This is a genomic window from Marivita hallyeonensis (genome assembly GCF_900129875.1).
GTDB classification, from domain to species: Bacteria; Pseudomonadota; Alphaproteobacteria; order Rhodobacterales; family Rhodobacteraceae; genus Marivita; species Marivita hallyeonensis.
In genome coordinates this window covers 1-24,068 of record NZ_FQXC01000012.1, presented here as the reverse complement: position 1 = coordinate 24,068, position 24,068 = coordinate 1, and the positions used below count along the sequence as shown (strand labels likewise).

Below are 24,068 nucleotides of genomic sequence, written 5' to 3'. Positions count from 1 at the left end.
ACGGTTAACGCGGGCTTAACCGGGGGAGAGTGGTTTCCGTGGACGGAAACCCGCGGAGGCGACAACGCCTCCGGGCCCCCGAATTAGGTCCGGACCGGACCCATTGTTTCGCGCGCGAAACATTAGGGCCGAAGCGGACCTATTTTTCGACACGATCCGATGCGGCCTTGAGCAGCATCTTGAGGTCCGATTCCATGCGTTTGGGCCAGGAAGCTCCGAGGATCGACAGGGTGCCATCCGCGTGACGGCGCAAGGTGAACGCGCCGATGGTTTCGTCGCGAAACGCGGGTCCGGATGCCTTTGATTTCGTCTCTGATGTGCCTTTTAGAGACTGATCCTGACGGGCCAGCGCCTTGGTCAGCACCGCGGTCTCGGCCTCTGCGCTGTCGGCATCGGCCTGCGCCAGCGCGGCGTGCAGGCTTTGGGCAAACTCCGGATCGTCGTTCAGCGCCTGCGCCAGGCTCAGCCCCAGCCGTTCGCTCAGCACATGCGGGAAGCGCAGATGCCCGTCGAGCGCGCGCACGACCGGAAGAAAGCTGCCGATCTTCGACCGTTTGGCGCGCGACGCCGAGCGGAAGAGATCCTGCAGCGCGGTGCGCTCCATTGCGAAAACACCCTCTTCGACCGCCTTCGCCACGATGCGGGCGCGTTCGAAATAGCTGAGATCGACGCGGATCTCGTTTTCCTCGACCATGGCGAGATAGGCCTCGGCGGCCTCTTCCGGCTTGCGCAGAAGCGCGAGCACGGTGGGTGCGTCATCACGGTCTTCCTCGGCGATCTGCGCCAGCGCATGACAGCGCCGCCAGCCCGAGATCAGGCCATAGCGGTCCCCCCCAAGCGCCACGACCTCGATCGGGGTCTGCTGGCCGCGCGACCTGAGCGACGTCTTGAGCGTGCGCATCTCGGCCTCTTCCACGACGAGACGGTCGCGCACGAGATGGTCCATGTCGATCTGGTCGAGCGGCAGCTCCACCACCATGCGGCCATCCTCGCGGGCGCGGGCCAGCGTGTCGGCCATCTCGTTCAGCGCCGCGGTGCTGGAGGCGTCGCGCGCCACATCGGCGATGGGCGCGGCGCGGGGGGTCTGGAACATCGACTTCGTCTCGGGCGCGGGCGTGTCGAGATAGGCCGGGTTGGCGGGTGTCAGGCGTTTACGCTTGGCCATGGCGACCTCCTTTTTCCGGGTGGGAGGCTTTGCGCGTTTGGTAAAGGTTCGGTGCATGTGGCGCGCGGTGGATTGGGGCGCTGCCCCAAACCCCGGAGTTTACGGGCAAGATGAAGCAGGGGCGTTTCGCTGCGAACATGGGCTCACTCCGCGGCATGGGCATTGGTGGCCTGCACGTCGCGGTGCCAGCTGCCGATGAGCAGCTGTTTGAAGGCGGCGTAGGTGGCATCGAAGGTTTCGCGGCCGCGCACATAGGTCTCGCGGTTGAAATCGCGGTAATCGGCCTCGTAGATGCCCTGCACCTGTTCGCCGGCCTGACCGATCAACGCGGTGAAGCCCTGCCGGTGGGGCGAGAGCGTGGGGCCGAGATAGGCCTGCATCAGAGCCGCAAGTTCGGCCTGCTGGCTGGGGTCGAACCGGGTGACCACCGCACGCACCGCGTCCCATTGGAAGGACAGACCTTCGCGGCCAAGCGCGCGGGCGGCCATGTTTTCCGCCTCTTCGATGGAGCCGAAGGTGGAATGCAGCATGTCGAAGAAGCGGCCCGTCGAGTCGAATTCGAGGAAGGAGGCGCCCAAGGGGACCAGCAGGATATCGGCGGCCGCAAGCCCGTTGATGGTGAGATAGCCAAGCGCCGGGGGGGTGTCGAGAAAGACCACGTCGTACTGATCGAGGATGCCGTCCTGATCGAGGCTGTCTGTGAGCGCATCCCAGAGCTTCCAGCCCCGCGCGGCCATGCGCCAGACGGGGATCTGGAACTCGGCCCAGTAGAGGTTCAGCTGCGCGCCGATGAGATCGATATTGGGCCAGTGGGTTTTCTGGATGAGGCTGTGCGCGTCGGTCTTGAGCGCATCCGACAGAGTGTCGTCGAGCGGGGTGGGGGCCTCGCCCCGATCGAGGCGGCGCTGGTTGTCCCCCTGCAGGTGGCGCGCGTAGTGGCGGGCGAGCAGCGGGAAGACGGTTTGCCATTCGTCCTGGACCTTGCCGCCGAAGATCGAGCTCATGGAGCCCTGGGAATCCAGGTCGATCACCAGCACCTTGTAGCCGTCGAGGGCGGCGGACATGGCGAGATGCGCGGCGGTCGAGGTCTTGCCGACGCCACCTTTGAAGTTCGCAACCGCCACCAGTTTGGCGGGCTGACCGGCGGGGCGGTAGGGGAGGTATTCCTTGGTCTTCGATCCTTCGGCGGCGAAATGGGCGCGCAGGCGCAGCACCTCGTCAAAAGTGAACCACTTGGCGCCTCCGGAGGTTTCGCTGCGGCCTTGCGGCAGGTCGGGGTTCTGTTTGAGCACGCGGCGGAAATGGCCGGTGGCGACGGGGATCAGGTAGCGGGTGATTTCCCAGGTGGAGAAAAGGCGCAGGGTGCGCTGGCCGTTGTCTTCCAGGCCACGGCTGGCGAGATCCTGACGCCCGGCTTCGCAGGCCTTGGCGATGCGGGCGAAATCCTGTGTGGTGGTGGGGGCGCCCAAAGCGCCTAACGCGTCGTCGGGATGGATGTTAAAATACGGAGGAAGGGCCTGATCCGGTGTCATCTGCTGCTCTTGTCGCCTGATCCGCACCTCTGCGTGTGCGCTCTTTTCGCCAGACTACCAGAAAACCGCGCACATGGAAGAAAAACCGCAACACGAGTGGCTTTTCTTTGCAAATCCAAAGGGTTGGTATCGAAGTGGGGGCCTTTGGAGCGATGTGCGACTGGATATCGGTGCTTGTTAAGTATCGTTAGTTATCCGTTACGGTCCAAGTTCGATCTCGCTATCCCGTTCCAATAAAAGGAAAAAACAGCACTTGATCGAAGCGTAGCGACTCTGAACCCCCGAAAGGGTGACTCCGAACCTCCGACCGGGCGACTCCAATCCGACGCTGTTGTCTCAAGAATCGTGGACGGGGTCTGTGGATAACTTTACGCTGGGTGTCACTGAAACCCCGATACCGAGTCGGCAGATAAGCGGACCGCGGGATACGAGCAGAGCAGGAACAGGCGCACCCTATGGCAGGGACAGAGGGGCTTTTGCCCGACCGGCACCCGACGGGCGATTTCTTCGTGTGTGACCTCTTCGGGGTCTCGCCCAAGGATGATCTGGCCAGCATGGAGCATCCGATCTTTTCGCTGTCGACGCGGCCCGACACCCGGGTGCTGAGCTACGCCCATAACGGGGTGGAGGTGCAGGTCACGCCGTCGGTGAAGGGGCGGGCGACGATCCATGACAAGGATATCCTGATCTATTGCATCAGCCAGCTGGTGGCGGCGATGAACGCGGGTCGGGCCGTGAGCCGGACCCTGACGCTCAAGGCGCATGATCTTCTGGTGGCGACGAACCGGGATACCGGGGGCGACAGCTATGCCCGTCTGCGTGAGGGGTTCGAGCGGCTGGCGGGGACGCGGATCACCACGAACCTGGAGACCGGAGGGGTCGAGGCGACGCGGGGCTTCGGGTTGATCGAGAGCTGGGAGATCCTGCGCCGGTCGAAAGGCGGGCGGATGATCAGCGTGACGGTGACGCTCTCGGACTGGCTCTACCGCGCGGTCTGCGCGCGCTCGGTGCTGACGCTAAGCCGGGATTACTTCCGGCTCAGGAAACCGCTGGAGCGGCGGGTCTACGAATTGGCGCGCAAGCATTGCGGGCGGCAGGCGGAATGGGCGATCTCGATCCCGGTGCTGCATCTCAAGGCGGGCTCTGCCGCGCCGGTACGGGTGTTCCGGGCGGCGGTGCGCAAGATGATCGCGACGGACCATTTGCCGGACTATTCCCTGAGCGAACGCGAGGGTGATGTGCTTGTTGTCACGCGGCGGACCAAACCGCGCCCGATTGAGGCCCCGATTTTATCGGAGGACACGCTGGAGATGGCGAAAGCGCTGAAGCCGGGGGCAGATGTCTACGGGTTGCAGGCGCGCTGGCTGACATGGTGGGATGACACGGGGCGGGTGCGGTTGAAAAACCCCGATGCCGCGTTCCTTGCCTGGGTGAAGACGCAGAAGGACGGCTGATGTTGACGGTCGAGAAAACCGCCCTCGAGGGGCTTTTGATCCTGACGCCCCGGCGGTTCGGGGATGACCGGGGTTTTTTTGCCGAGACCTGGAACAAGGCCCGCCTGCGCGAGGTGGCGGGGATCATGCCGGAGTTCGTGCAGGACAACCATTCGCTCTCGGCCGAGGTCGGCACCATTCGCGGGCTGCACTACCAGGCCCCGCCCAAGGGGCAGGGCAAGCTGGTGCGCTGCGGGCGCGGGGCGCTCTGGGATGTGGCGGTCGACATAAGGCGCGGGTCTCCGACCTATGGGTCCTGGGTGGGCGTTGACCTGACGGCCGAGAACGGGCGGCAGCTTTGGGTGCCGGAGGGGTTTGCCCATGGGTTTGTGACGCGGGCGCCTGACACCGAGATTGTCTACAAATGCACCGGCTACTATGCGCCCGAGGCCGAAGGGGCCGTGCGCTGGGACAGCGTCGGGATTGACTGGGGTCTGACAGGGGACCCGATCCTGTCGGAGAAGGATGCAGACGCGCCTGCCTTGGCGGATATCGACAGCCCGTTTGAGTGGAGTAAGACGTGAAGCTTTTGGTGACAGGCGGAGCGGGGTTCATTGGCTCTGCCGTGGTGCGGCAGGCGATCGGGCAGGGGCACGCGGTGGTCAACCTCGATGCGCTGACCTATGCGGCCTGTCTCGACAATGTGGCCTCTGTGGCGGATGCGCCCGGGTATCGCTTTGTGCAGGGCGATATCCGCGATGCGGCCCTGTTAGAGACTGTGTTTGCCGACCATGCGCCGGACGCGGTGATGCATCTGGCAGCGGAGTCTCATGTCGACCGGTCCATCGACGGGCCGGGGGCGTTTATCGAGACGAATGTGATCGGGACCTACACCTTGCTGCAGGCGGCACGGGGGTATTGGGAAGGAAAGGGCCGGTCAGAGGCGTTCCGGTTCCACCATATCTCGACCGATGAGGTCTTCGGCTCTCTGGGCGCGGAGGGCCAGTTTTCTGAGACGACGCCCTACGATCCGCGCTCGCCCTATTCGGCGTCCAAGGCGTCCTCCGATCATCTCGTGCGGGCATGGCATCACACCTATGGGCTGCCGGTGGTGCTGTCGAACTGTTCGAACAATTACGGGCCGTATCATTTTCCGGAAAAGCTGATCCCGGTGGTGATCCTGAACGCCTTGGCGGGCAAGCCGATCCCGGTTTACGGCGCAGGCGAGAATGTGCGCGATTGGCTTTATGTGGAGGATCATGCCGATGCTTTGCTGACGGTGGTGCAGCGGGGGCAGGTGGGCCGGTCCTACAATATCGGCGGCGAGAATGAAGCGCGGAATATCGACCTGGTCCGCATGATTTGCGCGCTGATGGACGAGATGGTGCCAGAGGGCGCACCGCATGATCGGCTGATTACGTTTGTCACCGACCGCCCCGGGCATGACCTGCGCTATGCGATTGACCCCAAGCGCATGCGCGACGAGCTGGGCTGGCGCCCGTCTGTGACCCTGGAGGAAGGGCTGCGGCGCACGGTGCGCTGGTATCTCGACAACCGCGATTGGTGGCAGGCGCTGCAGGACCGCGATGGGGTTGGCCAGCGTTTGGGGGTGAAGGCGTGAGGTTTGCTCCGCAGCTCCCCGACCGAAGGTCGAATCGCACCCGACCCCGCCCCCCAGGGCGGGTGCGATTTCTCCAAGGCGGCAATCCATGTTGCGGTAAGACCGTTGAGGTCACGTTGGCATTACTGGCAAGCCCGCCCTCGGGATCGGCTGCGATCCTTGCGATTTTGGCGACCCCATGATCCTCGTCTTCGGCAAAACCGGCCAGGTCGCCACCGAGCTGCAGCGGCAAGCCGAGGTCACGGCTCTGAGCCGCGACCGGGCGGATCTGTCGGACCCGCAAGGCTGCGCCGCGATCATCGCGGACCTCAAGCCAAACGTCGTCATCAACGCCGCCGCCTATACCGCCGTCGACCGCGCCGAAGAAGACGAGGCAACCGCCCAGACCATCAATGCCGCCGCACCGGGGGCGATGGCGGGGACCTGCAAACATCTGGACATCCCCCTCCTGCATGTCTCGACCGACTACGTCTTTGACGGGACGGGCGACAGGCCGTGGTGCGAAACAGACCCTGTTCAGCCACAAAACGCCTATGGCCGCACCAAACTGGCGGGCGAAGAGGCGGTGCGGGCCTCTGGCGCAAGGCACATCCTCCTGCGCACCGCCTGGGTGTTTTCGGCCCATGGGACAAATTTCGTGAAGACGATGCTGCGGCTGTCGGAAACGCGCGATGCGCTGACGGTGGTCGAGGACCAGATCGGCGGCCCGACCCCGGCGGCGGATATCGCCGCCACGTTGCTGACGCTGGCGGACGCCATGCGGGGTGGCGCGGAGGGCGGCACCTATCACTATGCAGGCGCCCCGCACACCAGCTGGGCCGGGTTCGCGCGCGAGATCTTCGCCCAGGCCGGCAAGGACGTGACCGTCACCGGCATCCCGTCCAGCGACTACCCGACGCCCGCACACCGCCCGCTCAATTCCCGGCTCGATTGCGCCAAACTGACGTCGGATTTCGGGATTACCCCTGCCGACTGGCAGGGTGGCCTGTCCCGGGTTCTGAAGGAGTTAACCAGTGAAGCGTAAAGGCATCATCCTTGCCGGCGGGTCCGGCACGCGGCTCTACCCGATCACCATGGGCCTGTCGAAGCAGCTTCTGCCGCTCTACGACAAGCCGATGATCTACTACCCGCTGTCGGTGCTGATGCTGGCGGGCATCCGCGAGATCGCGATCATCACCACGCCGCAGGATCAGGACCAGTTCCAGCGCCTTCTGGGCGACGGGGCGCAATGGGGGCTGAGCTTTACCTGGATCGAACAGCCCTCGCCCGATGGTCTGGCCCAGGCCTATCTGCTGGCCGAGGACTTCCTTGACGGAGACCCAAGCGCGATGGTGCTGGGCGACAACATCTTCTTCGGCCATGGCCTGCCGGAGGTTTTGGCCAGCGCCGATGCCACGCAAAAGGGCGGCACCGTCTTCGGCTACCGCGTGGCCGACCCCGAACGCTACGGCGTGGTCGATTTTGCCCCCGACGGCACGGTGCGGCAGATCATCGAGAAACCGACCAAGGCACCGTCCCCTTACGCGGTGACCGGGCTCTACTTCCTCGACGGCACAGCGCCCGCGCGGGCGGCCAAGGTGCAACCCTCCGCGCGCGGCGAGTTGGAGATCACATCCCTTCTGGAAAGCTACCTCGCCGATGGTCAGTTGAGTGTGGAGTTGATGGGCCGTGGCTATGCCTGGCTCGACACCGGCACCCATGGATCGCTGCTCGATGCCGGAAACTTCGTGCGCACGCTGTCTGACCGGCAAGGCCAGCAGATCGGCAGCCCCGACGAGATCGCCTATCAGCAGGGCTGGCTCAGCGCCGACGATCTGCGCAAACGCGCCGAGATGTTCGGAAAGAACGGCTATGGGGCCTATCTGCTGGGGCTTTTGGATGGTACCTAGACGGTATGTCGAGGGTCATGTCGCCACAGGAGGGGGTATGCGGTTTTTTGGTTTTTGGTGCGGGCTGCTCTGTGCTGTCCTTCTGACCACCACGCTTTCTGCACAAACACCGCAAAGCTATTCGGACGGAAAACGCGGAGAGGTTGTCCTGCCGCAAGGCGATTTGTCATTTGCCGACACGGTTCTGGCGTTCGAAATCGGCGATGCCGTACCAACCGCCAGCGCCCGCAACCCTGACGCTGCCCTGGGTCCGCCGACCTATGTCGGTAACAACAATGACGGCAGTTTTACCACCCTTGGCTGCAACGGAATGCTGGATGTGCAATTCACCGACAACGCGCTGATCGACCTCGAGGGCCCGGATCTTTATGTCTTTGAAGTCGGTCCCGATGTCGAAGGCACGCAACTGGCCATTTCGCAGGACGGGATCACCTGGATCGATGTCGGCGGCATTGCCGGAGGGCGGTCCGAGGTCGACATCGCAGGCGTCGCAACCCCCGGAGCCAGCTATCGCTTTGTCCGCCTGATCGACGATGGCGAGGACTGTCGCGGCAGATTTCCCGGAGCGGATATCGATGCCATTGCTGCGATTGGTTCGGCGACACGGTTCGTCCTTGACGGGTCTGTTCTTTTTTCTGTCGACAGCGCGGTTCTCAAACCCGATGCGCAGGCCGCCTTGAACGATCTGGCCAACGAGATTGCGCAGGCTGGCATCAGTGCTTTCGAAATCACCGGTCATACCGATTCCGACGGCAGTGCTGAGTATAATCTCGAGCTGTCGAATGCCCGCGCTACGGCCGTCCGAGAGTACCTTCTGAGCTTGCCAGCCCTCGCAGACGCCACCGCAACAGCGCGAGGAGCGGGAGAAAGCGAACCCGTGTCAGACAATACGACAGAGGCCGGGAAGGCAGCCAACCGGCGTGTCGAAATTATTGCCACATCCGGGCAATAGCGCGGATCATCTGCTGTGGTGGCACGTCATGCGAGGGTCTAAATCCACCGCCCGATCGCACAAAGCCGCAGGTTCAGCCCCACGCCGATCGACACGATCGAGGTTGCCTTGAACCCCGTCGACAGCACCCCGTGCGGCGCGAAGGTCGGCCAGGCCCCGGTATTGCCCGACTCGCCCACAAGGATCGGCGGCACCCCCGGCGCAAATGGCGCGGGGAAGGTCCACGCGAGGTGGTTCGACTGAAAGAGCGCGCCCGTCGGGTTGGTGATCCCGCCGGTCGGAATATCCCCCGACGTGCAGATCTGCGTCCCATCGGCGAAGCGCACGTAGTCGCCATCGGCGTTCGCGCCGCGCTCGATCACTCCGCCCGTTGGTACACCGTTCCCATCCTGCGCCACCGCATCAAGGATTGTGCCCTTGAGGTATCCATCCCCCGCGCGCACCAGCGCGTCGGGATTGCTCTCCTCCGGCCCGGCGCTCACCGCAGCGCCGCTGGCCGCGCCAGTCACTGGATCGAAGGACAGCGCCGTGGTCCAGCTGGTCCCGTCGCTCACCTTGATCGAAAACGCCGTATCCCCCGCCAGCCCCATCTCGGCGTGGCCAACCCAGTTCGACTGGAAGAGAAGGCTCGCCGTATCCGCATCGCTCGCCTTGTTGATCTTGAGCTGATGGTCATCCCCTTCATGGCTCAGCATGGTGGCCGGGGCTGCGATGCTGAGGCGGCTCACCGGGTCGACGGGCGTGCCCAGCCCCAGACGGTCGGGCAGGGCTCCGCTGCCACCGGCCTGCCACAGGCTGCCGGTCCAGGTCACGGTCGTTCCCTCATCCGCCACCCAGGCCTGCCAGCCCACATTCGGGGTCAGGAACAGCCACCCGCCGCCCGCATTGAGCGCCACCGCGAACTCCTGCCCGGCCCAGTCCCCCGTCGCACCGGACGCCACGATGTACCGCGCCCCATCCGCCGGGTTTGCGGGCGGTTCGGCCAACGTCCGGCTCTCCACCGACAGCTGCACCAGCGCATCGAGCCTCCGCAGCGCCTCGTTATGGGTGACGTGTTTCTGCGCCTGTGCCGGCTGGATATAGGGCAGCGACAGGAGGGTGGAGGTCTGTGACATGGCAAGGCCCTTTCAGCGATCAAAGTTGGGGCCGGACGCTAGGGGCGGTTTGGTAAACGCACTCTCAACCCTGCGTGCGTTGCGCAAAGGGGCAAACCGCGTGTTTGCATATTTTTGAAAAGAAGAAGCAGCACCGTGCGGCGTTTAACCGGCGATTAACCTTAACGCGCCATTTCGGGTATGCGGCACAGGCAGGCATGCCGATGACCGTAAAAGGAGAAGCCCCGATTCAGGTCTGACCAAGAGCCGCGCTCGCACAGGTGGCCTGAATCGGGGTGGACCGCGCAGACTTCTTCTTTTTCCAAATATGCAAACGTGACATCGGCCTCAGGCGGTTGCACGGGGGTGGCGCGCAAGGGCATACCACGGTCCAAAGACACCCGGAAAGGATCATCCATGCCCCCCAAATTCGGCACCAGCGGCCTGCGCGGCCTCGTGACGGAACTGACCGACGATCTGGTCGCCGATTACACACGCGCCTTCCTCACCGCCTGCCCGCATGGCGGCGCGGTGCATGTGGGACAGGACCTGCGCACGTCCTCGCCTCAGATTGCAGCCGCGGTGATCGGCGCCGTGCGGGGGATGGGGCTGACCGCCATCGATCACGGCGTATTGCCGACCCCGGCCTTGGCGCTCGCGTCCATGGGGGCAGGGCAGGCGGCCATCATGGTGACGGGCAGCCACATCCCGGCGGACCGCAATGGGCTGAAATTCTACCTGCCCGGTGGAGAGATCGCGAAATCCGATGAGCAGGCAATTGGCGCGGCGCTCGGAACAGTCTCTGATACGGCGGAAGACGGCGCATACATCCGTGAAGTGGGCGCACTGCCCGCCTATGCTGTGCGCTATGTGCAGGCCTTTGGCACGGGTGCTCTGAGCGGGCTGCGCATCGGGGTTTACGAGCATTCCTCGGTTGCGCGGGATGCGCTGGTCGACGCGCTGTCCAGAATGGGGGCCGAGGTGGTGCGTCTTGCCCGCGCCGATCACTTCGTGCCCGTCGATACCGAGGCGGTGGATGCAGACACGCGCGCCATGCTCGAAACCTGGTGTCGCGAACACCGGCTCGACGCGCTGGTCTCCACCGATGGCGACGCCGACCGGCCGATGGTGGTGGATGCGACCGGCACGCTGGTGCCCGGCGATGTGCTGGGGCCGCTGACAGCGCAAAGCCTTGGGGCGGAGGTAATTTGTACGCCGGTGTCCTCCAACACGCTGGTCGATCAGTTGGGGTTTGCAGCCGTGATCCGTACGAAGATCGGCTCGCCTTTCGTGATCGCCGCGATGGAAGAGACGCAGGTCCGCGTTGTCGGATACGAGGCCAATGGCGGCTTTCTTCTGGGCTTCGACGCGCGAGGCCCCGCAGGTGTGATCACAAAGCTGATGACCCGCGACTGCCTGTTGCCCATCGTGGCCCCCTTGGCGATGGCCAGGACAAAGGGCGTCAGTTTGCGCGATTTAGTCTCGGATCTGCCGCCCCGTTTCACCGCAGCAGACCGCATCGCGGGGATCCCGACCGAGGCATCGAGGGCCTTCATCACGACGCTGATCGACGATACGGACGCGCGCGCCGCGTTCTTCGCAAACCGCGCCGCCGAGACGGGGGTCGATCTCACCGACGGGCTGCGCCTGTCCTTCGCCGACGACACGGTGATCCACCTGCGCCCGTCCGGCAACGCGCCGGAGTTCCGCTGTTATGCGGAGGCGGACAGTGTGGAGCGGGCGGAGACCTTGATGCGCGAGACCCTCGCGGCGGTGGCGAAGCGGGTGGGGTAAGTCCCAACTCTGCCAATCATGGCCAGAGCTGTGCAGCATGCAGAATACGTAGAATAGTCACGTTTCCTGACACAGGGCGATAGACGACGATGTAATTTGGGTGCACCACCATCTCGCGCGTTCCGTCGATACGGCCCGCACGATAGAGATGGGGATTGTCTGGAAGTTGCGCGGTTTTCCGCATTATCTCATTATTTAGAGACTGTGCCGCCTCCGGGTTGTGGTCCGAGATGTAGTCAACAATCGCTAACAGATCTGCGACAGCCGTGGCCTTCCATTCAGGATCGGGCACCGCGCTTCCCGTCGATCAACGCCTGAATATCCTGCATCACCTGTGCTTGGGGCAAAGTAGGGCGCATGTCGGCCAACGCATCCTGAACCTTGGCGCGAAACCAAGCGTCATATGTGTCCGGATCCGTGGTAAGACCGGCAGGAAGACCGCCCTCTGCGGCAACGCGCGTCAAGAGGATGCGCACCGCATCAGATAAGGTCAGGCCAACGCCTGCCAGCGCTTCGGCCGCTTGCGCCTTGAGCCTGTCATCGACGCGGACATGAAGCATGGATGTCTGAGCAGGCATCGAAATGAACCTCCATAGATGCGTTCACCAGATGTATCTCATTTGCGATACAAATCAACTGCTCAGAAGCTTCTTGAAAGCGACGTCTTTCAGTCACCTCCGCGAATAGATGTCCTCATAGCGGATGATGTCGTCCTCACCCAGATACGTGCCGGTCTGCACCTCGATCAGCACCATCGGCACCTTGCCGGGGTTGTCCATCCGGTGCACGGCGCCGAGCGGGATGTAGACCGACTGGTTCTCGCTCACCAGCCGCACCTCGTCATCGACCGTGACCTTGGCGGTGCCTGCCACCACGATCCAGTGCTCTGACCGGTGCACATGGCTTTGCAGCGACAGGGCCGCGCCGGGATGCACGTGGATGCGCTTCACCTGAAAGCGGTCCTTGAGGATCAGCGTCTCGAACCAGCCCCAGGGGCGGTAATCGACGGGCAGTTGCACCGCCTGTTTCGCATCACGCTCTTTCAGCATATCGACCGCGCGGCGCACGCTCTGGCTGTCGGACATATCGGCCACCAAAACCGCGTCGCGCATCGCTACCGCAACCACGTTCTTGAGGCCAATGCCCACCAGCTCGATCTCGTCGCTTTCGGACCTGAGAAGCGTGTTTTCGCAGTCGATCGCGGTCGAAAGCCCCGCCAGCGCGTTGCCATCGCCGTCCTGCGGGCTTTCCTGCCAGACGGCCTCCCACGAGCCCAGATCCGACCAGCCGCCGGCGAAGCGCACGACGCTCACATTCGCCGCCTGTTCCATCACCGCATAGTCGATGCTCTCGGACCGCACCTGCCCCCAGAGCGCGGGGTCGATGCGCAGGAAGCCCAGATCGGGCTCCGCCGCATCCATCGCCGCGCGCGTGTCCTTGAGAATATCGGGCGCGTGTGCCTCGAACGCCGCGATCAGCGTATCGGCGCGGGTCAGGAACAGCCCTGCGTTCCAGAGATAGCGGTCGTCGGCGAATAGCGTCTCTGCCGTGGCGGGATCGGGCTTTTCGATGAAGCGCTCCAGCGCATTCACGCCGGGATGGGTGTCCTGCCCCGCCTCCAGCCAGCCATAGCCGGTTTCGGCCCGGGTGGGCTGGATGCCGAAGGTCACGATCTGGCCCTGGGCAGCAGCAGGCGCACCCGTCATCACGGCGTCGCGGAACGCATCCGGATCGGGAATGGCATGGTCAGCCGGAACCAGAAGCATCAGGGCGCCGGGATCGGTTTCCGCCAGATGCAGCGCGGCGGCGGCAGCGGCGGGCGCGGTGTTGCGGCCCTCGGGTTCGATGAGAATGCCCGCGGGCCGGATGCCGCAATGGTCAAGCTGCTCGGCCACGATGAAGCGGAACCCGTCGCCGGTGACCGCCAGTGGCGCGGCGAAGCCTTCGCCCGAGACACGCTTGGCGGCCTCCTGAAACAGGCTCTCTTCCCCCAGAAACTGCGCGAACTGCTTGGGGTAGCTCTTGCGCGACAAGGGCCAAAGCCGGGTGCCGGACCCGCCACAGAGCAGGACGGGGGTGATGGGGGGAAGGTTGGTCATAAAGGGCACTCGTCCGGTCAGGTCAGACCGCCCGCAGCTTGCGCCCCCGGGCAGCGTATTCAGGTGAGCCGAGGATCATCCGCTCGACCTCCGCGACCGACGGGTTGGTCTGCAGGGCCAGCATGTTGTCCTCGGCGGCGTCCCGGTCCAGATGGCGGCGGAACACGTCCATTACCTCCTGCCGGGTCAGTCTCAGTTTGTCCAGATAGCCGAACACCCGGGCATCGTAATGGCGGAATTGCGTCACATCCCTGGGCGCATGGACACCGGTGCCGGGGCGGGGGCGAATGCGGCGATGCGCGACCTCTTCCCCGTCGACCCGGGCGATGGCGGCCTGCACGCGGGCCATGTCGGGCGGTGTTTCCCCGAACGCGTCGAGGGCCGCGCTGAGCGCCCTGGCCGGATCGCGGATCAGCGCCTCGTAGGGGATCACCGTTTGCGCGCGGCCGAAGGCCGAAGTCACCCATTTTCCCTGGAATGCCCGGTACGCCGCGAACTGCGCGCTGGCGAAACGGGCAAAGCTCTGCGCGTCGTCACGACCGCCCTCGCGCAGGTAGAGCTCGAAGTTGGACACCACCGACGGCGCGAAGGCGCGGGTCTGGATCAGGTACCTGCGCGACGGGTCCTGCGGCAGCGTGCCGTCGAAATCGTGGTTCTTGGAATACCGGATCTCGCCGGCCCGGGCGCAGGGCGCCTTTCCGCAGCATCCCGCCTGCCCGTAAAACCCGCAATAGGTGAAGGTTGGGCCGAAATAGAGCCTGAGAAGCCGGGCCAGAAGGTGATGCCCCGATCGTGGCCAGCTGACCCCGATCACGTAGGAGGGCCGTCTTCGGAAGGGCAGCCCTCCTTTCATGCGGCCCGGTCCGTCTTCGGGGCCTTGCCCTGCCGCAACATCGTCTCGATGCGGGTGGCATAGCGCTTGCCGATCGCCTCGGCGCTGAAATCGCGCAGCACCCGGGCCTGCGCCGCCCTGGCCTTGCGGGCGCGCAGATCGGGTTCGCCCTGCATCTGGCGCAGGAGCGTGACGGCAGCGCGATGATCGGGTTCGCCCCACAGCCCGCCGTCGGGGGTGAACATGTAGTCCTGAGGGGCCGGGGCCACCTCAGCCGCAGGGACCAGCCAGGCCGTGCGGTCCTCGCAATAGGCCAGGTTTCCGGAATAGCCCGTCGCCAGCACCGGCACACCCAGAGCCATCGCCTCGATCATGCCGAACCCCCAGCCCTCGGCGCGGTGCAGCGACAGATAGGCGTCGGCCCCGGCGGTGAGGGCGAGCAGCGCGTCCCGGTCCAGCGTTTCGTCGAGAATGCGGAACCGTGCATCGCCCTTTGTCAGCGCATCGATCTCGGCCCAGACCTTGTGCTGTGCCAGATCGCTCACGCGGGCCCGGTTCTGCGTCTTCAGAAGCAGCTGCGCCCCGCCCTGCGGGAAGGCGTCGCGGAAGGCGCGGATCAGCCCCAGCGGGTTCTTGCGCTGGACGAAGGAAAAGCTGTCGAAACTCGCCATGCAGAGAAAGCTGTCGGCGGTGAACCCGGTGCGCGCCACGAACCCGGCGCGGGCGCCGAGCGGGTCGGCGGCGGGCGCCACGGTATTGGCCAGCCCCATCACACGCACCGGACCATCGAAGGCCTCCGCGTAGATCGCCTTGCCATGGTCCGAGGCGGCCCAGATCTCGTCCACCATCTTCAGCGCCAGCGCATGACAGGTGGCGGGTCTGGTCAGTTCCCAGAACATGTAGGCCGCGGTGTAGCTGCCATCCGTGAGATCGGGCGCATAGGCGGTGAGCAGAGGAAGGCTCTCGGCGTTGAGATGCACCAGCGAGATCCGCGCGGGCCGTGCCTCGGCGAACGGCACATGCGGCACATCCGTGTCCGGCGCCGGATTGTCGAGGTCGAAATTCACCACCTGCACGTCCATGCCGGTCGTCTGCAGCGCCGCCACCGCCGCCCGCATCGCCTGTCCCAGCCCGCTGGCCTTGGTCACCGGGCCGATCACCTGCAGATCGACCGGGACCGCGTCCTGCAGCGCAGGTGCGGGCAGGGCGGCGGCATGCAGGCGGTGCCCCTCGGCCGTGCGCGTGGTGAACCGTCGCGCGTCCATGTCGTAGCCCCGCCCGCGCAGACAGGCGGCGTAATCGCGTGGCGTGATCCGGCGGTCCTGTCGGTCCAGCGTTCTGGCATACGCGCCAAGCGGTGTCTGCCCGTCGGAATCCTGCACCAGAAGCGTCTCTATGCTGGCCCAGGGGATGTATCTCAGCGTGTCGGGCCGTTCCGCCGCCCGCACCATCGCGGCCAGCGTGATCTGCCGCCGGTCCTCTTTCCGGGTGGTAGAGAATTGTGCCATCGCCGGGGTCTCCTCGACCCAGCGCAGCAGGTAACGCGACAGGGGGAAGGGCCCGTCCTCGGGCCGTCCCGCAAGTCGGGTGACATAAGCATCCGGCACCAGACAATCCTCGGCCGACAGGGCAGGGGCCTGATGCACCGCCCACCAGTAGATCACGCTGTCCACCCATCCGGGATTGCCAAAATCCATCCCTTGCCGCAAATGCGGTACCGCTTGCAGGGCGGCCCAGGTGGCCCGGCTGAGATGGGTGCGCTGGCCGGGGATCACCACGGGCGCATTGAGCCACCCGATGCAGCGCGCCGACAGGGGCGGCCTGAGCCCCGCCCGCATCGGGGCATAACTGGTGAGCATCCAGTTGAGGAAATGCGCCGCCTCCTCGGGCGCGCTGTCCCAATCGAACTGCGTCTCCAGACGGTGGCGCGGACGCAGATATGCCAGATAAGCGCTAAGGGGCCCGGGCAGGGGCGCTCCCGTCTCCGGATCCGTCTCGTCAAACAACAGCGCCTGCCGCGGGGTCAGGGCGGTGCGCCCGGCGCGCGCGGGGCGGGGCGGCGCGCGGAGCGCCGCCAAACCCGGCATATCGTGCCGCGGGGACGCAGGCCGCGCGGCCTGCACCCGCGCGGGGCTCGCGCGCGGATCGCGTGGATCCCACGCGAGGCGCCCGATCTCAATCGGGCGCGGGCCGTCGAGACGGCAGACACGCAGATCCTGCGCGTGCTCCGGCAGGGCAAAGGCAAACCCGCAGCGCCCCTCGGCCAGACCGGCATCGCGCAGGTCCGCCCGGAACTGATGCGCCAGGGCGTCGGCCAGCCGCACCGGCCCGTCATAAAGCGCCACCGGCACCGGGCCTGCGCCCGGTTTGGGCAGGGCCCAGCCGACAATGGCCCCGCCCTGGATCCCGTCGAGATAGTCGCGCCGTCCGGTCAGCCGGCGCAGCGCGCGGCCCAGCCGGTCAGGCCACCGCATCGTAATCCGCCCGCGCCATCATCGCGGCCAGCCCGCGCACGTCGACCCTGGGGCGCCAGCCCAGCTGTCGCCGCGCCCGCGCCGCATCACCCACCAGAAGGTCCACCTCGGCGGGACGGAAAAAGGCGGGGTTCACCTCGACCACCCGACGCCCGGTGCGGCGGTCGGTGGCCACTTCCTCGACCCCCTCGCCCTGCCAGTCGAGCTTCATGTCGAGCGCTTCGGCGGCAAAGCTCACGAAATCCCGGATCGGTGTCGTCACGCCCGTGGCCAGCACGTAATCGTCGGGCTTGTCCTGCTGCAGCATCCGCCACATGCCCTCGACATAGTCGCCAGCGAAGCCCCAGTCGCGGCGCGCGCTCAGATTGCCCAGCGGAACGGGCGCATTGCCACCACGGGCGATCCGCGCCAGCCCCTTGGTGATCTTGCGGGTGACGAACTCTTCGCCACGCAGCGGGGATTCGTGGTTGAACAGGATCCCGCAGGAGGCATGCATGCCGAAGGATTCACGATAGTTAACGGTGATGTAATGGCCGTAGGCCTTGGCCACGCCGTAGGGCGAGCGCGGGTAGAAGCGGGTCTCTTCGGTCTGCGGCACCGCCTGCACCAGCCCGAACATCTCCGATGTCGAGGCCTGGTAGAACCGCGTCTCGGGCGCGAGGCTGCGCAGCGTATCAAGAAGCCGCGCCACCCCCATCCCGTTCACATCACCCGCATAGACCGGCTGGTCCCAGGAGGCCCCCACGAAACTCTGGGCCGCAAGGTTGTAGAACTCGTCCACCGGCACATCGCGGACCAGTCGGAAGATGTTGTTCATCTCGCTCAGATCGAGGTCGTGCAGGATGACCTGATCGGCGATCCCAAGCGTCTCTAACCTGGCCCGTTCCGCCTGTGCATTGCGTCGGATGCCGCCATGCACCTCGTAGCCTTTGCTCAGCAGAAGCTGCGCCAGATAGGCTCCGTCCTGACCGGTGATCCCGGTGATGAAGGCCCGCTTTCGGGCCGGCGTCGGTACCGGAACGGGCAGGTCGGAAAAGGCGGTCGCAGTCGCTGGGGGGGTCATGTCAGGGCCTCACGCATAGGTTGCATTTGGCCTGTTATCCCCAGAGGCTGGTAAACAATGGGTTAAGGTTAATCGGCGAGTAAGGAAAATTTCCGAGAACTGAATTTTGCACTTGATTTGTATGTACATTTAGTGCATACAAATTCTGCATTGGCCTGTGAGGGAGAACACGCAGGCCTGTGCATTGATCGTTGATGGGGCCGATTTATCGTGCGCCAAAATTTAAGAGGAAGAAACGCTATGGCTCTCGACCGCAGCACAATCCGCCCACATCAACAGGACTTAAGCTATGACCTTCGAGTGGAACGAAGACAAACGAAACCAGAATTATGACAAACACGGTGTCGATCTCCTAGAAGCCGCCCTCATCTTCGAGTGACCAACCCTCACCCGGGTGGATAATCGCCGCAACTATGGCGAGATCAGATACATCTCCCTCGGCCTGGTGGATGACGTGCCCTATGTGGTCGTCCATACCGAGCGTGGCGAGAACACCCGGCTCATCTCCGCCTGGAGAGGCGGTCGTAAAGACTATGAAACGTATAAAAACAGCTTCCCTTGACGAGATCCGCGCCATGAAGGCGCGCGGTGAGACGCGCCCGACACGCGAGGATGCGCCGGAACTGGATCTGCCGGACGGATTCTGGGACGACGCCACGCCGGAGCCGCCCAAAACCAAGCAGCCCGTGACCCTGCGGGTGGATCCCGACATCCTCGATTTTTTCAAGTCCCAGGGCCCTAAGGGTCATCTGACCCGGATGCACGCGGTGTTGCGCTCCTATGTCGATGCGCAGAAGAAACGGTCTTCCTGACCAGTTCGGCCTTCTAAGCGACCCGAAACCGCGTATCCTGCCGCCAAAACAGATAAGGCAGGCGCGCAGTGAACTACCTTCTGGAACCCGTGATCGGCATTTGCCGGTTCTCTTTCTGCGGCAACGGCGATTGGGCCGCCTATGCCAATCTGGACTCTGACACGGATATCGACCTGCTCCGTCTCGAACAGGCCGAGCGGCTATACGATGATGCCCGGATGGCGCTGCGGTTTCACCTGTTCGAAACCTTCCTGCTGCCGTCGCTTCAGGCACAGAAAGACCCGAACTTCGTCCTGATCGTTCTGACCTCCGACATCATGCCCGCCAAACATCTCAAACGCCTGCACAAGATCTGCGAGGCGGATGACCGGCTGCTTCTCGTGGTCTCGGATGCCACCTCGGTGCATGAGGCGCTGATGCCCGAGATCACACGGCTCAACAGCGGGCTGTCGCGCCCGCTGGTTCAGTTCCGGATCGACGACGACGACTGCCTCTCGGAGGACTATGTGAAAGAGCTGCGCGCCTACATGCTGCGCCTGGGCGATGTGATGCCGGTGTCCTACTCCCGGTCAACCGGGCTGGTGGTGACGTCATATGCCGCCGACAACGCCACGCATGTCTACCGGGCCAACCTGCCGTTCAACTCCATGGGAACGGCGATCCGGGTACACGGGGAGCGCACGATTTTCTCCTTCGGTCATGCCGCGCTCCTGCGGCGCTTTCCGGCCGTGGTGGACAATTCCGGCATGGGGTTCCTGTCGATCAAGATCGACGGGCACGATTCACGCCCGATCAACGCAGAGGAACATGGCTTCAAGCGCGCCCACGCACCACTGAAAGAGGCCGATACAGAGACGATCCTGTCGAAATGGTTCGGCTTTCTCCACGAAGAGGGACAGGCTCGCAAAGACACCTTGGTGCGCCGGGTTGAAGAGGCGGCCGGACTGGTGCGGGAAAAGTCGGCAAAACGGCCAAGGCTCAAGGCCGTCTGACGCCGCCATGCGCGCTCCTTTGCCACCCCGACTTGCCCGCGGGGGCGCTTGCGCCTATTGAGATTGCGTTGTTCACGCGTGTATTTTCGATGGCCCTGATTACGCTCTCTTCTATTCCGCCGCGCTTTGGGCTGATTGGTCCAACGCTCGAGTCGCTTCTGGCGCAGACCGGTGTGGACGGGGTCGAGCTCTACCTGCCGCAGATCTACCACCGGTTTCCCGACTGGGACGGGGCGCTGCCGAGCGTACCCGAGGGGGTCACCATCCGGCGCTGCCGCACCGATTACGGCCCGGCGACCAAGGTGCTCTGCGCGGCACAGCGCTACCGGGGTCAGGATGTGCGGCTTCTGTTCTGCGACGATGACCGCGATTACCGGCCCGGCTGGGCGCAGGGGCTCTTGGCCGAGGCGGATCGCTACCCGGATCGCGCGGTGGCACTGGCGGGCTGGGACATCGCCGGGCACACCCGGCGCGCCACCCATGCGCAGCCCCGCCATGAACGGCGCTCGCGCACCTGGGACATGACCTATCGCAGCCAGCGCCTGAAACAGATCCTGTCGGGACAGGCCAATGTCACGCTGGCCGAGAAACCGCCGCGCCGGATCATCGCACAGGCCGGCTTTGCCGATGTGTTCGAAGGCTATGGCGGCGTTGTGGTCCGGCCCGAATTCTTTGACGATCTGGTCTTCGATATCCCTTCCGAGGCGTTCCATGTCGATGATGTCTGGCTGTCCGGCGCGCTGGCGCGGCAGGGGATCGGCATCTGGCTGGCTGCGGGCCTGCCGGAGCCCAAGACAACCGCCGCCGACCGCACCGCGGCACTCTACCGGCATCGGGTGGCCGAGAAGGGCCGGATGGAGCTCGACGCCGACGCCATCGCCATGCTGCGCCGCCGCTGGGGGCTCTGGGGCGGCATCGACACCGCCATCCCGGAAGGGCGCGCCCGACAGGTCTAGCATCGGCAAGCGATTTCGAAATCGCTTGATCAAAGGCGTTTCGAAACGCCTTCCGCGTTGGACACCGCCCCCGCCACCGGCTATCACCGCGCCCGAAACCCTGCCGCAGGCTGCCATGACTGACACCCCCTCCGACACCGCCCGCACCGTGCTGGCCACCGAGGCCGCCGCGCTGACGCGGCTGGCCGAAGATCTGCCCGCCGATTTCGACGCGGTGGTGTCGCGCATCCTTGGTATCCCGGGACGGGTGATCGTCTCGGGCATGGGCAAATCGGGCCATGTGGCCAACAAGATCGCCGCGACGCTCGCCTCCACCGGCACGCCCGCGCAAGGGGTGCATCCCGGCGAGGCCAGCCATGGTGATCTGGGCATGATCACCCGCAACGACGCGGTGATCCTGATTTCCAACTCGGGCGAAACCCGCGAACTGGCCGACATGATCGCCTATGTCACCCGGTTCGAGATCCCGCTCATCGCCATGACCAAGCGCGCAGGAAGCACGCTCGCGCGCGCCGCCGATCATCTGCTCCTTCTGCCCGACGCGCCCGAGGCCTGCGCGCTGCGGATGGCACCCACCACCTCGACCACGCTGACCATGGCGCTTGGCGATGCGCTGGCCGTGGCGCTGATGGAGGCGCGCGGCTTCGACCGCGAGAGCTACCACGCCTTCCACCCCGGCGGCACGCTGGGGGCGCAGCTTCTGCGGATCTCTGCGGTGATGCATCGCGACGACGCGCTGCCGACCGTCACCCCCGACACGCCCATGGGCGAAACGCTGGTGGTGATGAGCCAGAAGGGCTTCGGCGTTGCCGCCGTGGTGGACGGGGGGCGGCTCACAGGCGTCATCACCGATGGCGATTTGCGCCGCAATCTCGACGGGCTGACGACCCGCACCGCCGGTGACGTCGCCACGCCCAACCCGCGCTCCATCACCCCCGACGCGCTTCTGACCGAGGCGCTGGCCGAGATGAACGCTCACAAGATCAGCGCCCTGATGGTGACCAATCAGGGGCAGCTCGTGGGGCTCATCCACATCCATGACCTTCTCCGAGCAGGTGTCGCATGAGTGCCGTGATCTTCATCCCCGCCCGCTACGCGTCCTCGCGCTACCCGGGCAAACCGCTGGTGGAACTGACCGGCGTGAACGGCGAGAAAAAGACCCTGATCCAGCGCGCCTGGGAAGCGGCGCAAGGCGTATCTCGCATAGACAGGGTCTATGTGCTCACCGATGACGACCGCATCGCCGAGGCCGCCACCGGGTTCGGCGCGGACGTTCTGATGACCTCGTCTGAGGCCCGCAACGGCACCGAACGCTGCGCCGAGGGGCTGGCGCAACTGGACACCGACCCGGACGTGGTGGTGAACCTGCAAGGCGACGCGCCGCTCACCCCGCACTGGTTCGTCGAGGCGCTGGTGAGCGCCATGGACGGCGAGGTGCAGATGGCCACGCCCGTCCTGAAATGCGACCGGGCCACGCTGTCGAACTTCGTGACCGACCGCCGCGAGGGCCGGGTGGGGGGCACGACCGCTGTCATGCGGTCCGACCACAGCGCGCTCTACTTCTCGAAGGAAGTGCTGCCTTACGTCGGGGATCTGAGCACCCCGCCGGAAGTCTGGCACCATGTCGGCGTCTACGCCTACACACCCCATGCGCTGCGGGCCTATGCACAGTGGCCCGAAGGCCCGCTGGAACGCGCCGAAGGGCTCGAACAGCTCCGCTTCCTCGAAAACGGCACGCCCATCACCTGTGTCCCGGTCGAGGCGCGGGGCCGGGTGTTCTGGGAACTCAACAACCCGGTCGATGTGGCCCGCATCGAAGAGGTCCTGAGCAAGGAAGGCATCGCATGAAAACCGTCTCAATCGGTGAGATATCCGTCTCTAACACAGCCCCTTTCGCCCTGATCGCGGGTCCGTGCCAGCTCGAAAGCATCGACCACGCCCGGATGATGGCCGAGCACATTGCCGCCGCGGCCGAGGCCACCGACACGCCCTGGATCTTCAAGTCGAGCTACGACAAGGCCAACCGCTCGTCCCTGTCCGGCAAGCGCGGTCTGGGGATGGAGGAAGGCCTCACGATCCTGTCCAAGATCGGCGCGGAATTCGGCGTGCCCGTGCTGACGGATGTGCACGGCCCCGACCAATGCACGCCCGTGGCCGAAGTCGTCGACGTGCTGCAGATCCCCGCCTTCCTGTCGCGCCAGACCGATCTTCTGCTCGCCGCAGGCGAAACCGGCGCCGCGATCAACGTCAAGAAGGGCCAGTTCCTCGCGCCCTGGGAGATGGAAAACGTCGCCGCCAAGATCTCCAGCACCGGCAATGACCGCATCCTCCTCTGCGAACGGGGTGCCAGCTTCGGCTACAACATGCTGGTCTCCGACATGCGGTCGCTGCCGATCATGGCCCAAACCGGCTACCCGGTCGTCTTCGACGCCACCCATTCGGTGCAACTGCCCGGCGGGCAGGGGACAAGCTCGGGCGGCCAGCGCGAATTCGTGCCGCCACTGGCCCGCGCCGCGGTGGCCGTCGGCTGCGCGGCGGTCTTCATCGAGACCCACCAGGATCCCGACACCGCCCCCTGCGACGGCCCCAACATGGTGCCCGTCGACCAGTTGCAGGGGCTCCTGTCCGTGATGCGCCAGATCGATCGCGTGGTGAAAGGGTAAGCGTCTTCGAAGACGCTTCGACACGGCGCGTCGACGCGCCGTCACCCGCCTTAACACCGTTTTCATTGAACACGACCAGACTGTTGCTACATGAATTTTTGTAGTAACATTAAATGAAGATCAGCTATGATCCGGCCAAGCGCGCGATAACACTGGACATGCGCGGTCTGGATATGGCTGACGCGGAAGCCGTGTTCGAAGGCGCTTGCATCACCTTCGAAGATGACCGCCGCGATTACGGAGAAACGCGTCACATCACAGTGGGGTATCTGCGCAACCGCATGGTGATCGTCGCCTGGACAGAGCGTGACGAGACCCGACGCATCATCAGCATGAGGAAAGCCAATGGCCGCGAGCAAAGAACATATGGAGCAATACTTGGGGGACACCCCGGATGAAGACCTGCCGGACATGTCCTCAGACTATTGGGTCAAACGCATTCCGAAAGCCAAGGTCTCTCGAGGTCGCCCCAAGGCGCTGACCCCGAAAGTCTCCACAACCCTGCGCCTCGACCCGGACGTGATCGAGGCCTTCAAAGCCGACGGCCCCGGCTGGCAAAGCCGCATGAACGCTGCTCTGAGAAAGGCCGCAGGACTAGGCCCATAATGTGATGGATTGGATGCCCCTCCTGCCGTTTCATAATGGACTCGGTTTAGAAAGAAGGAGGGAAACCAATGTCAGAGCTTCATATTTTAGG

26 protein-coding genes are annotated in these 24,068 nt (G+C 64.8%); 16 read left to right on the top strand and 10 right to left on the bottom strand.

What is annotated here, in order from left to right:
- Window positions 1-139 precede the first annotated feature (139 nt).
- Window positions 140-1,165 (bottom strand): ParB/RepB/Spo0J family partition protein, encoded by a 1,026-nt coding sequence (locus BUA42_RS20415; protein ID WP_072780200.1) that lies wholly within the window; start codon window positions 1,163-1,165, stop codon window positions 140-142.
- A gap of 143 nt (window positions 1,166-1,308) precedes the next feature.
- Window positions 1,309-2,697: an AAA family ATPase gene (locus BUA42_RS20410; protein ID WP_072780199.1), complete on the bottom strand. Its 1,389-nt coding sequence runs from the start codon at window positions 2,695-2,697 to the stop codon at window positions 1,309-1,311.
- Between the two features lie 455 nt (window positions 2,698-3,152).
- Here BUA42_RS20410 and BUA42_RS20405 point away from each other — a divergent pair, with 455 nt between their 5' ends.
- From BUA42_RS20405 to BUA42_RS20380, 6 genes are all read left to right on the top strand, one after another.
- Window positions 3,153-4,151, top strand: coding sequence for a replication initiator protein A (locus BUA42_RS20405; protein ID WP_072780198.1), 999 nt, complete (start codon window positions 3,153-3,155; stop codon window positions 4,149-4,151).
- Window positions 4,151-4,714 carry a dTDP-4-dehydrorhamnose 3,5-epimerase gene (gene rfbC, locus BUA42_RS20400; RefSeq protein WP_425435049.1) on the top strand — a complete coding sequence of 188 codons (564 nt, stop codon included), beginning with the start codon at window positions 4,151-4,153 and terminating at the stop codon, window positions 4,712-4,714. The genes BUA42_RS20405 and rfbC overlap by 1 nt, the downstream gene beginning before the upstream one ends.
- Window positions 4,711-5,751 carry a dTDP-glucose 4,6-dehydratase gene (gene rfbB, locus BUA42_RS20395; RefSeq protein ID WP_072780197.1) on the top strand — a complete coding sequence of 347 codons (1,041 nt, stop codon included), beginning with the start codon at window positions 4,711-4,713 and terminating at the stop codon, window positions 5,749-5,751. The genes rfbC and rfbB overlap by 4 nt, the downstream gene beginning before the upstream one ends.
- Before the next feature lie 178 nt (window positions 5,752-5,929).
- Window positions 5,930-6,775: a dTDP-4-dehydrorhamnose reductase gene (gene rfbD, locus BUA42_RS20390; protein WP_072780196.1), complete on the top strand. Its 846-nt coding sequence runs from the start codon at window positions 5,930-5,932 to the stop codon at window positions 6,773-6,775.
- Window positions 6,765-7,640: a glucose-1-phosphate thymidylyltransferase RfbA gene (gene rfbA / locus BUA42_RS20385; protein WP_072780195.1), complete on the top strand. Its 876-nt coding sequence runs from the start codon at window positions 6,765-6,767 to the stop codon at window positions 7,638-7,640. Before rfbD ends, rfbA begins: the two co-directional genes overlap by 11 nt.
- Window positions 7,641-7,677: 37 nt before the next feature.
- Entirely contained in the window at window positions 7,678-8,592 is a 915-nt protein-coding gene (locus BUA42_RS20380; protein ID WP_072780194.1) for an OmpA family protein, read from the top strand.
- 38 nt (window positions 8,593-8,630) lie between these two features.
- On the opposite strand, the gene BUA42_RS20375 is transcribed toward BUA42_RS20380, so the two are convergent.
- Window positions 8,631-9,707, bottom strand: a complete 1,077-nt coding sequence (locus BUA42_RS20375) for a DUF2793 domain-containing protein (RefSeq protein WP_072780193.1) — start codon at window positions 9,705-9,707, stop codon at window positions 8,631-8,633.
- Window positions 9,708-10,103: 396 nt separating this feature from the next.
- On the opposite strand from BUA42_RS20375, the gene BUA42_RS20365 reads away from it, so the two are divergent.
- Window positions 10,104-11,480 (top strand): phosphomannomutase, encoded by a 1,377-nt coding sequence (locus tag BUA42_RS20365; protein ID WP_072780191.1) that lies wholly within the window; start codon window positions 10,104-10,106, stop codon window positions 11,478-11,480.
- A 16-nt stretch (window positions 11,481-11,496) separates the two neighbouring features.
- Here the strand turns inward: BUA42_RS20365 and BUA42_RS20360 are convergent, their stop codons facing one another.
- The 7 genes from BUA42_RS20360 to BUA42_RS21465 all read right to left on the bottom strand — a co-directional run bounded on the left by BUA42_RS20360 (window position 11,497) and on the right by BUA42_RS21465 (window position 18,423).
- Window positions 11,497-11,772 carry a type II toxin-antitoxin system RelE/ParE family toxin gene (locus BUA42_RS20360; protein WP_072780190.1) on the bottom strand — a complete coding sequence of 92 codons (276 nt, stop codon included), beginning with the start codon at window positions 11,770-11,772 and terminating at the stop codon, window positions 11,497-11,499.
- Window positions 11,759-12,058, bottom strand: coding sequence for a type II toxin-antitoxin system RelB/DinJ family antitoxin (locus BUA42_RS20355; RefSeq protein WP_072780189.1), 300 nt, complete (start codon window positions 12,056-12,058; stop codon window positions 11,759-11,761). Before BUA42_RS20355 ends, BUA42_RS20360 begins: the two co-directional genes overlap by 14 nt.
- Window positions 12,059-12,151: 93 nt before the next feature.
- Entirely contained in the window at window positions 12,152-13,579 is a 1,428-nt protein-coding gene (locus BUA42_RS20350; RefSeq protein WP_072780188.1) for a mannose-1-phosphate guanylyltransferase/mannose-6-phosphate isomerase, read from the bottom strand.
- A gap of 22 nt (window positions 13,580-13,601) precedes the next feature.
- Entirely contained in the window at window positions 13,602-14,432 is an 831-nt protein-coding gene (locus BUA42_RS20345) for a hypothetical protein (RefSeq protein ID WP_072780187.1), read from the bottom strand.
- Window positions 14,429-16,885 carry a glycosyltransferase gene (locus tag BUA42_RS20340; RefSeq protein WP_072780186.1) on the bottom strand — a complete coding sequence of 819 codons (2,457 nt, stop codon included), beginning with the start codon at window positions 16,883-16,885 and terminating at the stop codon, window positions 14,429-14,431. Before BUA42_RS20340 ends, BUA42_RS20345 begins: the two co-directional genes overlap by 4 nt.
- Window positions 16,872-17,948, bottom strand: coding sequence for a GDP-mannose 4,6-dehydratase (gene gmd, locus BUA42_RS20335; protein WP_084066322.1), 1,077 nt, complete (start codon window positions 17,946-17,948; stop codon window positions 16,872-16,874). Before gmd ends, BUA42_RS20340 begins: the two co-directional genes overlap by 14 nt.
- 352 nt (window positions 17,949-18,300) lie before the next feature.
- A complete protein-coding gene (locus tag BUA42_RS21465; RefSeq protein ID WP_281249795.1) occupies window positions 18,301-18,423 on the bottom strand; it encodes a hypothetical protein in 123 nt (40 codons plus the stop codon).
- Between BUA42_RS21465 and BUA42_RS21525 the strand changes: the two genes are divergently transcribed.
- From BUA42_RS21525 to BUA42_RS20290, 9 genes are all read left to right on the top strand, one after another.
- The gene (locus BUA42_RS21525; protein WP_425435050.1) at window positions 18,394-18,510 is read left to right on the top strand and encodes a BrnT family toxin; all 117 of its coding nucleotides are present in this window, start codon (window positions 18,394-18,396) and stop codon (window positions 18,508-18,510) included. The two genes, BUA42_RS21465 and BUA42_RS21525, sit on opposite strands and share 30 nt — an antisense overlap.
- A complete protein-coding gene (locus BUA42_RS20325) occupies window positions 18,482-18,760 on the top strand; it encodes a BrnA antitoxin family protein (protein ID WP_245819083.1) in 279 nt (92 codons plus the stop codon). The genes BUA42_RS21525 and BUA42_RS20325 overlap by 29 nt, the downstream gene beginning before the upstream one ends.
- A gap of 68 nt (window positions 18,761-18,828) precedes the next feature.
- The gene (locus tag BUA42_RS20320) at window positions 18,829-19,752 is read left to right on the top strand and encodes a glycosyltransferase (protein WP_072780184.1); all 924 of its coding nucleotides are present in this window, start codon (window positions 18,829-18,831) and stop codon (window positions 19,750-19,752) included.
- 89 nt (window positions 19,753-19,841) lie between these two features.
- Window positions 19,842-20,708, top strand: coding sequence for a hypothetical protein (locus BUA42_RS20315; protein ID WP_072780183.1), 867 nt, complete (start codon window positions 19,842-19,844; stop codon window positions 20,706-20,708).
- Window positions 20,709-20,823: 115 nt separating this feature from the next.
- Window positions 20,824-21,774, top strand: coding sequence for a KpsF/GutQ family sugar-phosphate isomerase (locus BUA42_RS20310; RefSeq protein WP_072780211.1), 951 nt, complete (start codon window positions 20,824-20,826; stop codon window positions 21,772-21,774).
- Window positions 21,771-22,556 (top strand): 3-deoxy-manno-octulosonate cytidylyltransferase, encoded by a 786-nt coding sequence (locus BUA42_RS20305; protein WP_072780182.1) that lies wholly within the window; start codon window positions 21,771-21,773, stop codon window positions 22,554-22,556. The genes BUA42_RS20310 and BUA42_RS20305 overlap by 4 nt, the downstream gene beginning before the upstream one ends.
- The gene (gene kdsA / locus BUA42_RS20300) at window positions 22,553-23,371 is read left to right on the top strand and encodes a 3-deoxy-8-phosphooctulonate synthase (RefSeq protein WP_072780181.1); all 819 of its coding nucleotides are present in this window, start codon (window positions 22,553-22,555) and stop codon (window positions 23,369-23,371) included. The genes BUA42_RS20305 and kdsA overlap by 4 nt, the downstream gene beginning before the upstream one ends.
- Window positions 23,372-23,484: 113 nt before the next feature.
- Window positions 23,485-23,769: a BrnT family toxin gene (locus tag BUA42_RS20295; RefSeq protein WP_072780180.1), complete on the top strand. Its 285-nt coding sequence runs from the start codon at window positions 23,485-23,487 to the stop codon at window positions 23,767-23,769.
- Window positions 23,750-23,977: a BrnA antitoxin family protein gene (locus tag BUA42_RS20290; RefSeq protein WP_245819082.1), complete on the top strand. Its 228-nt coding sequence runs from the start codon at window positions 23,750-23,752 to the stop codon at window positions 23,975-23,977. Before BUA42_RS20295 ends, BUA42_RS20290 begins: the two co-directional genes overlap by 20 nt.
- Window positions 23,978-24,068: the final 91 nt, after the last annotated feature.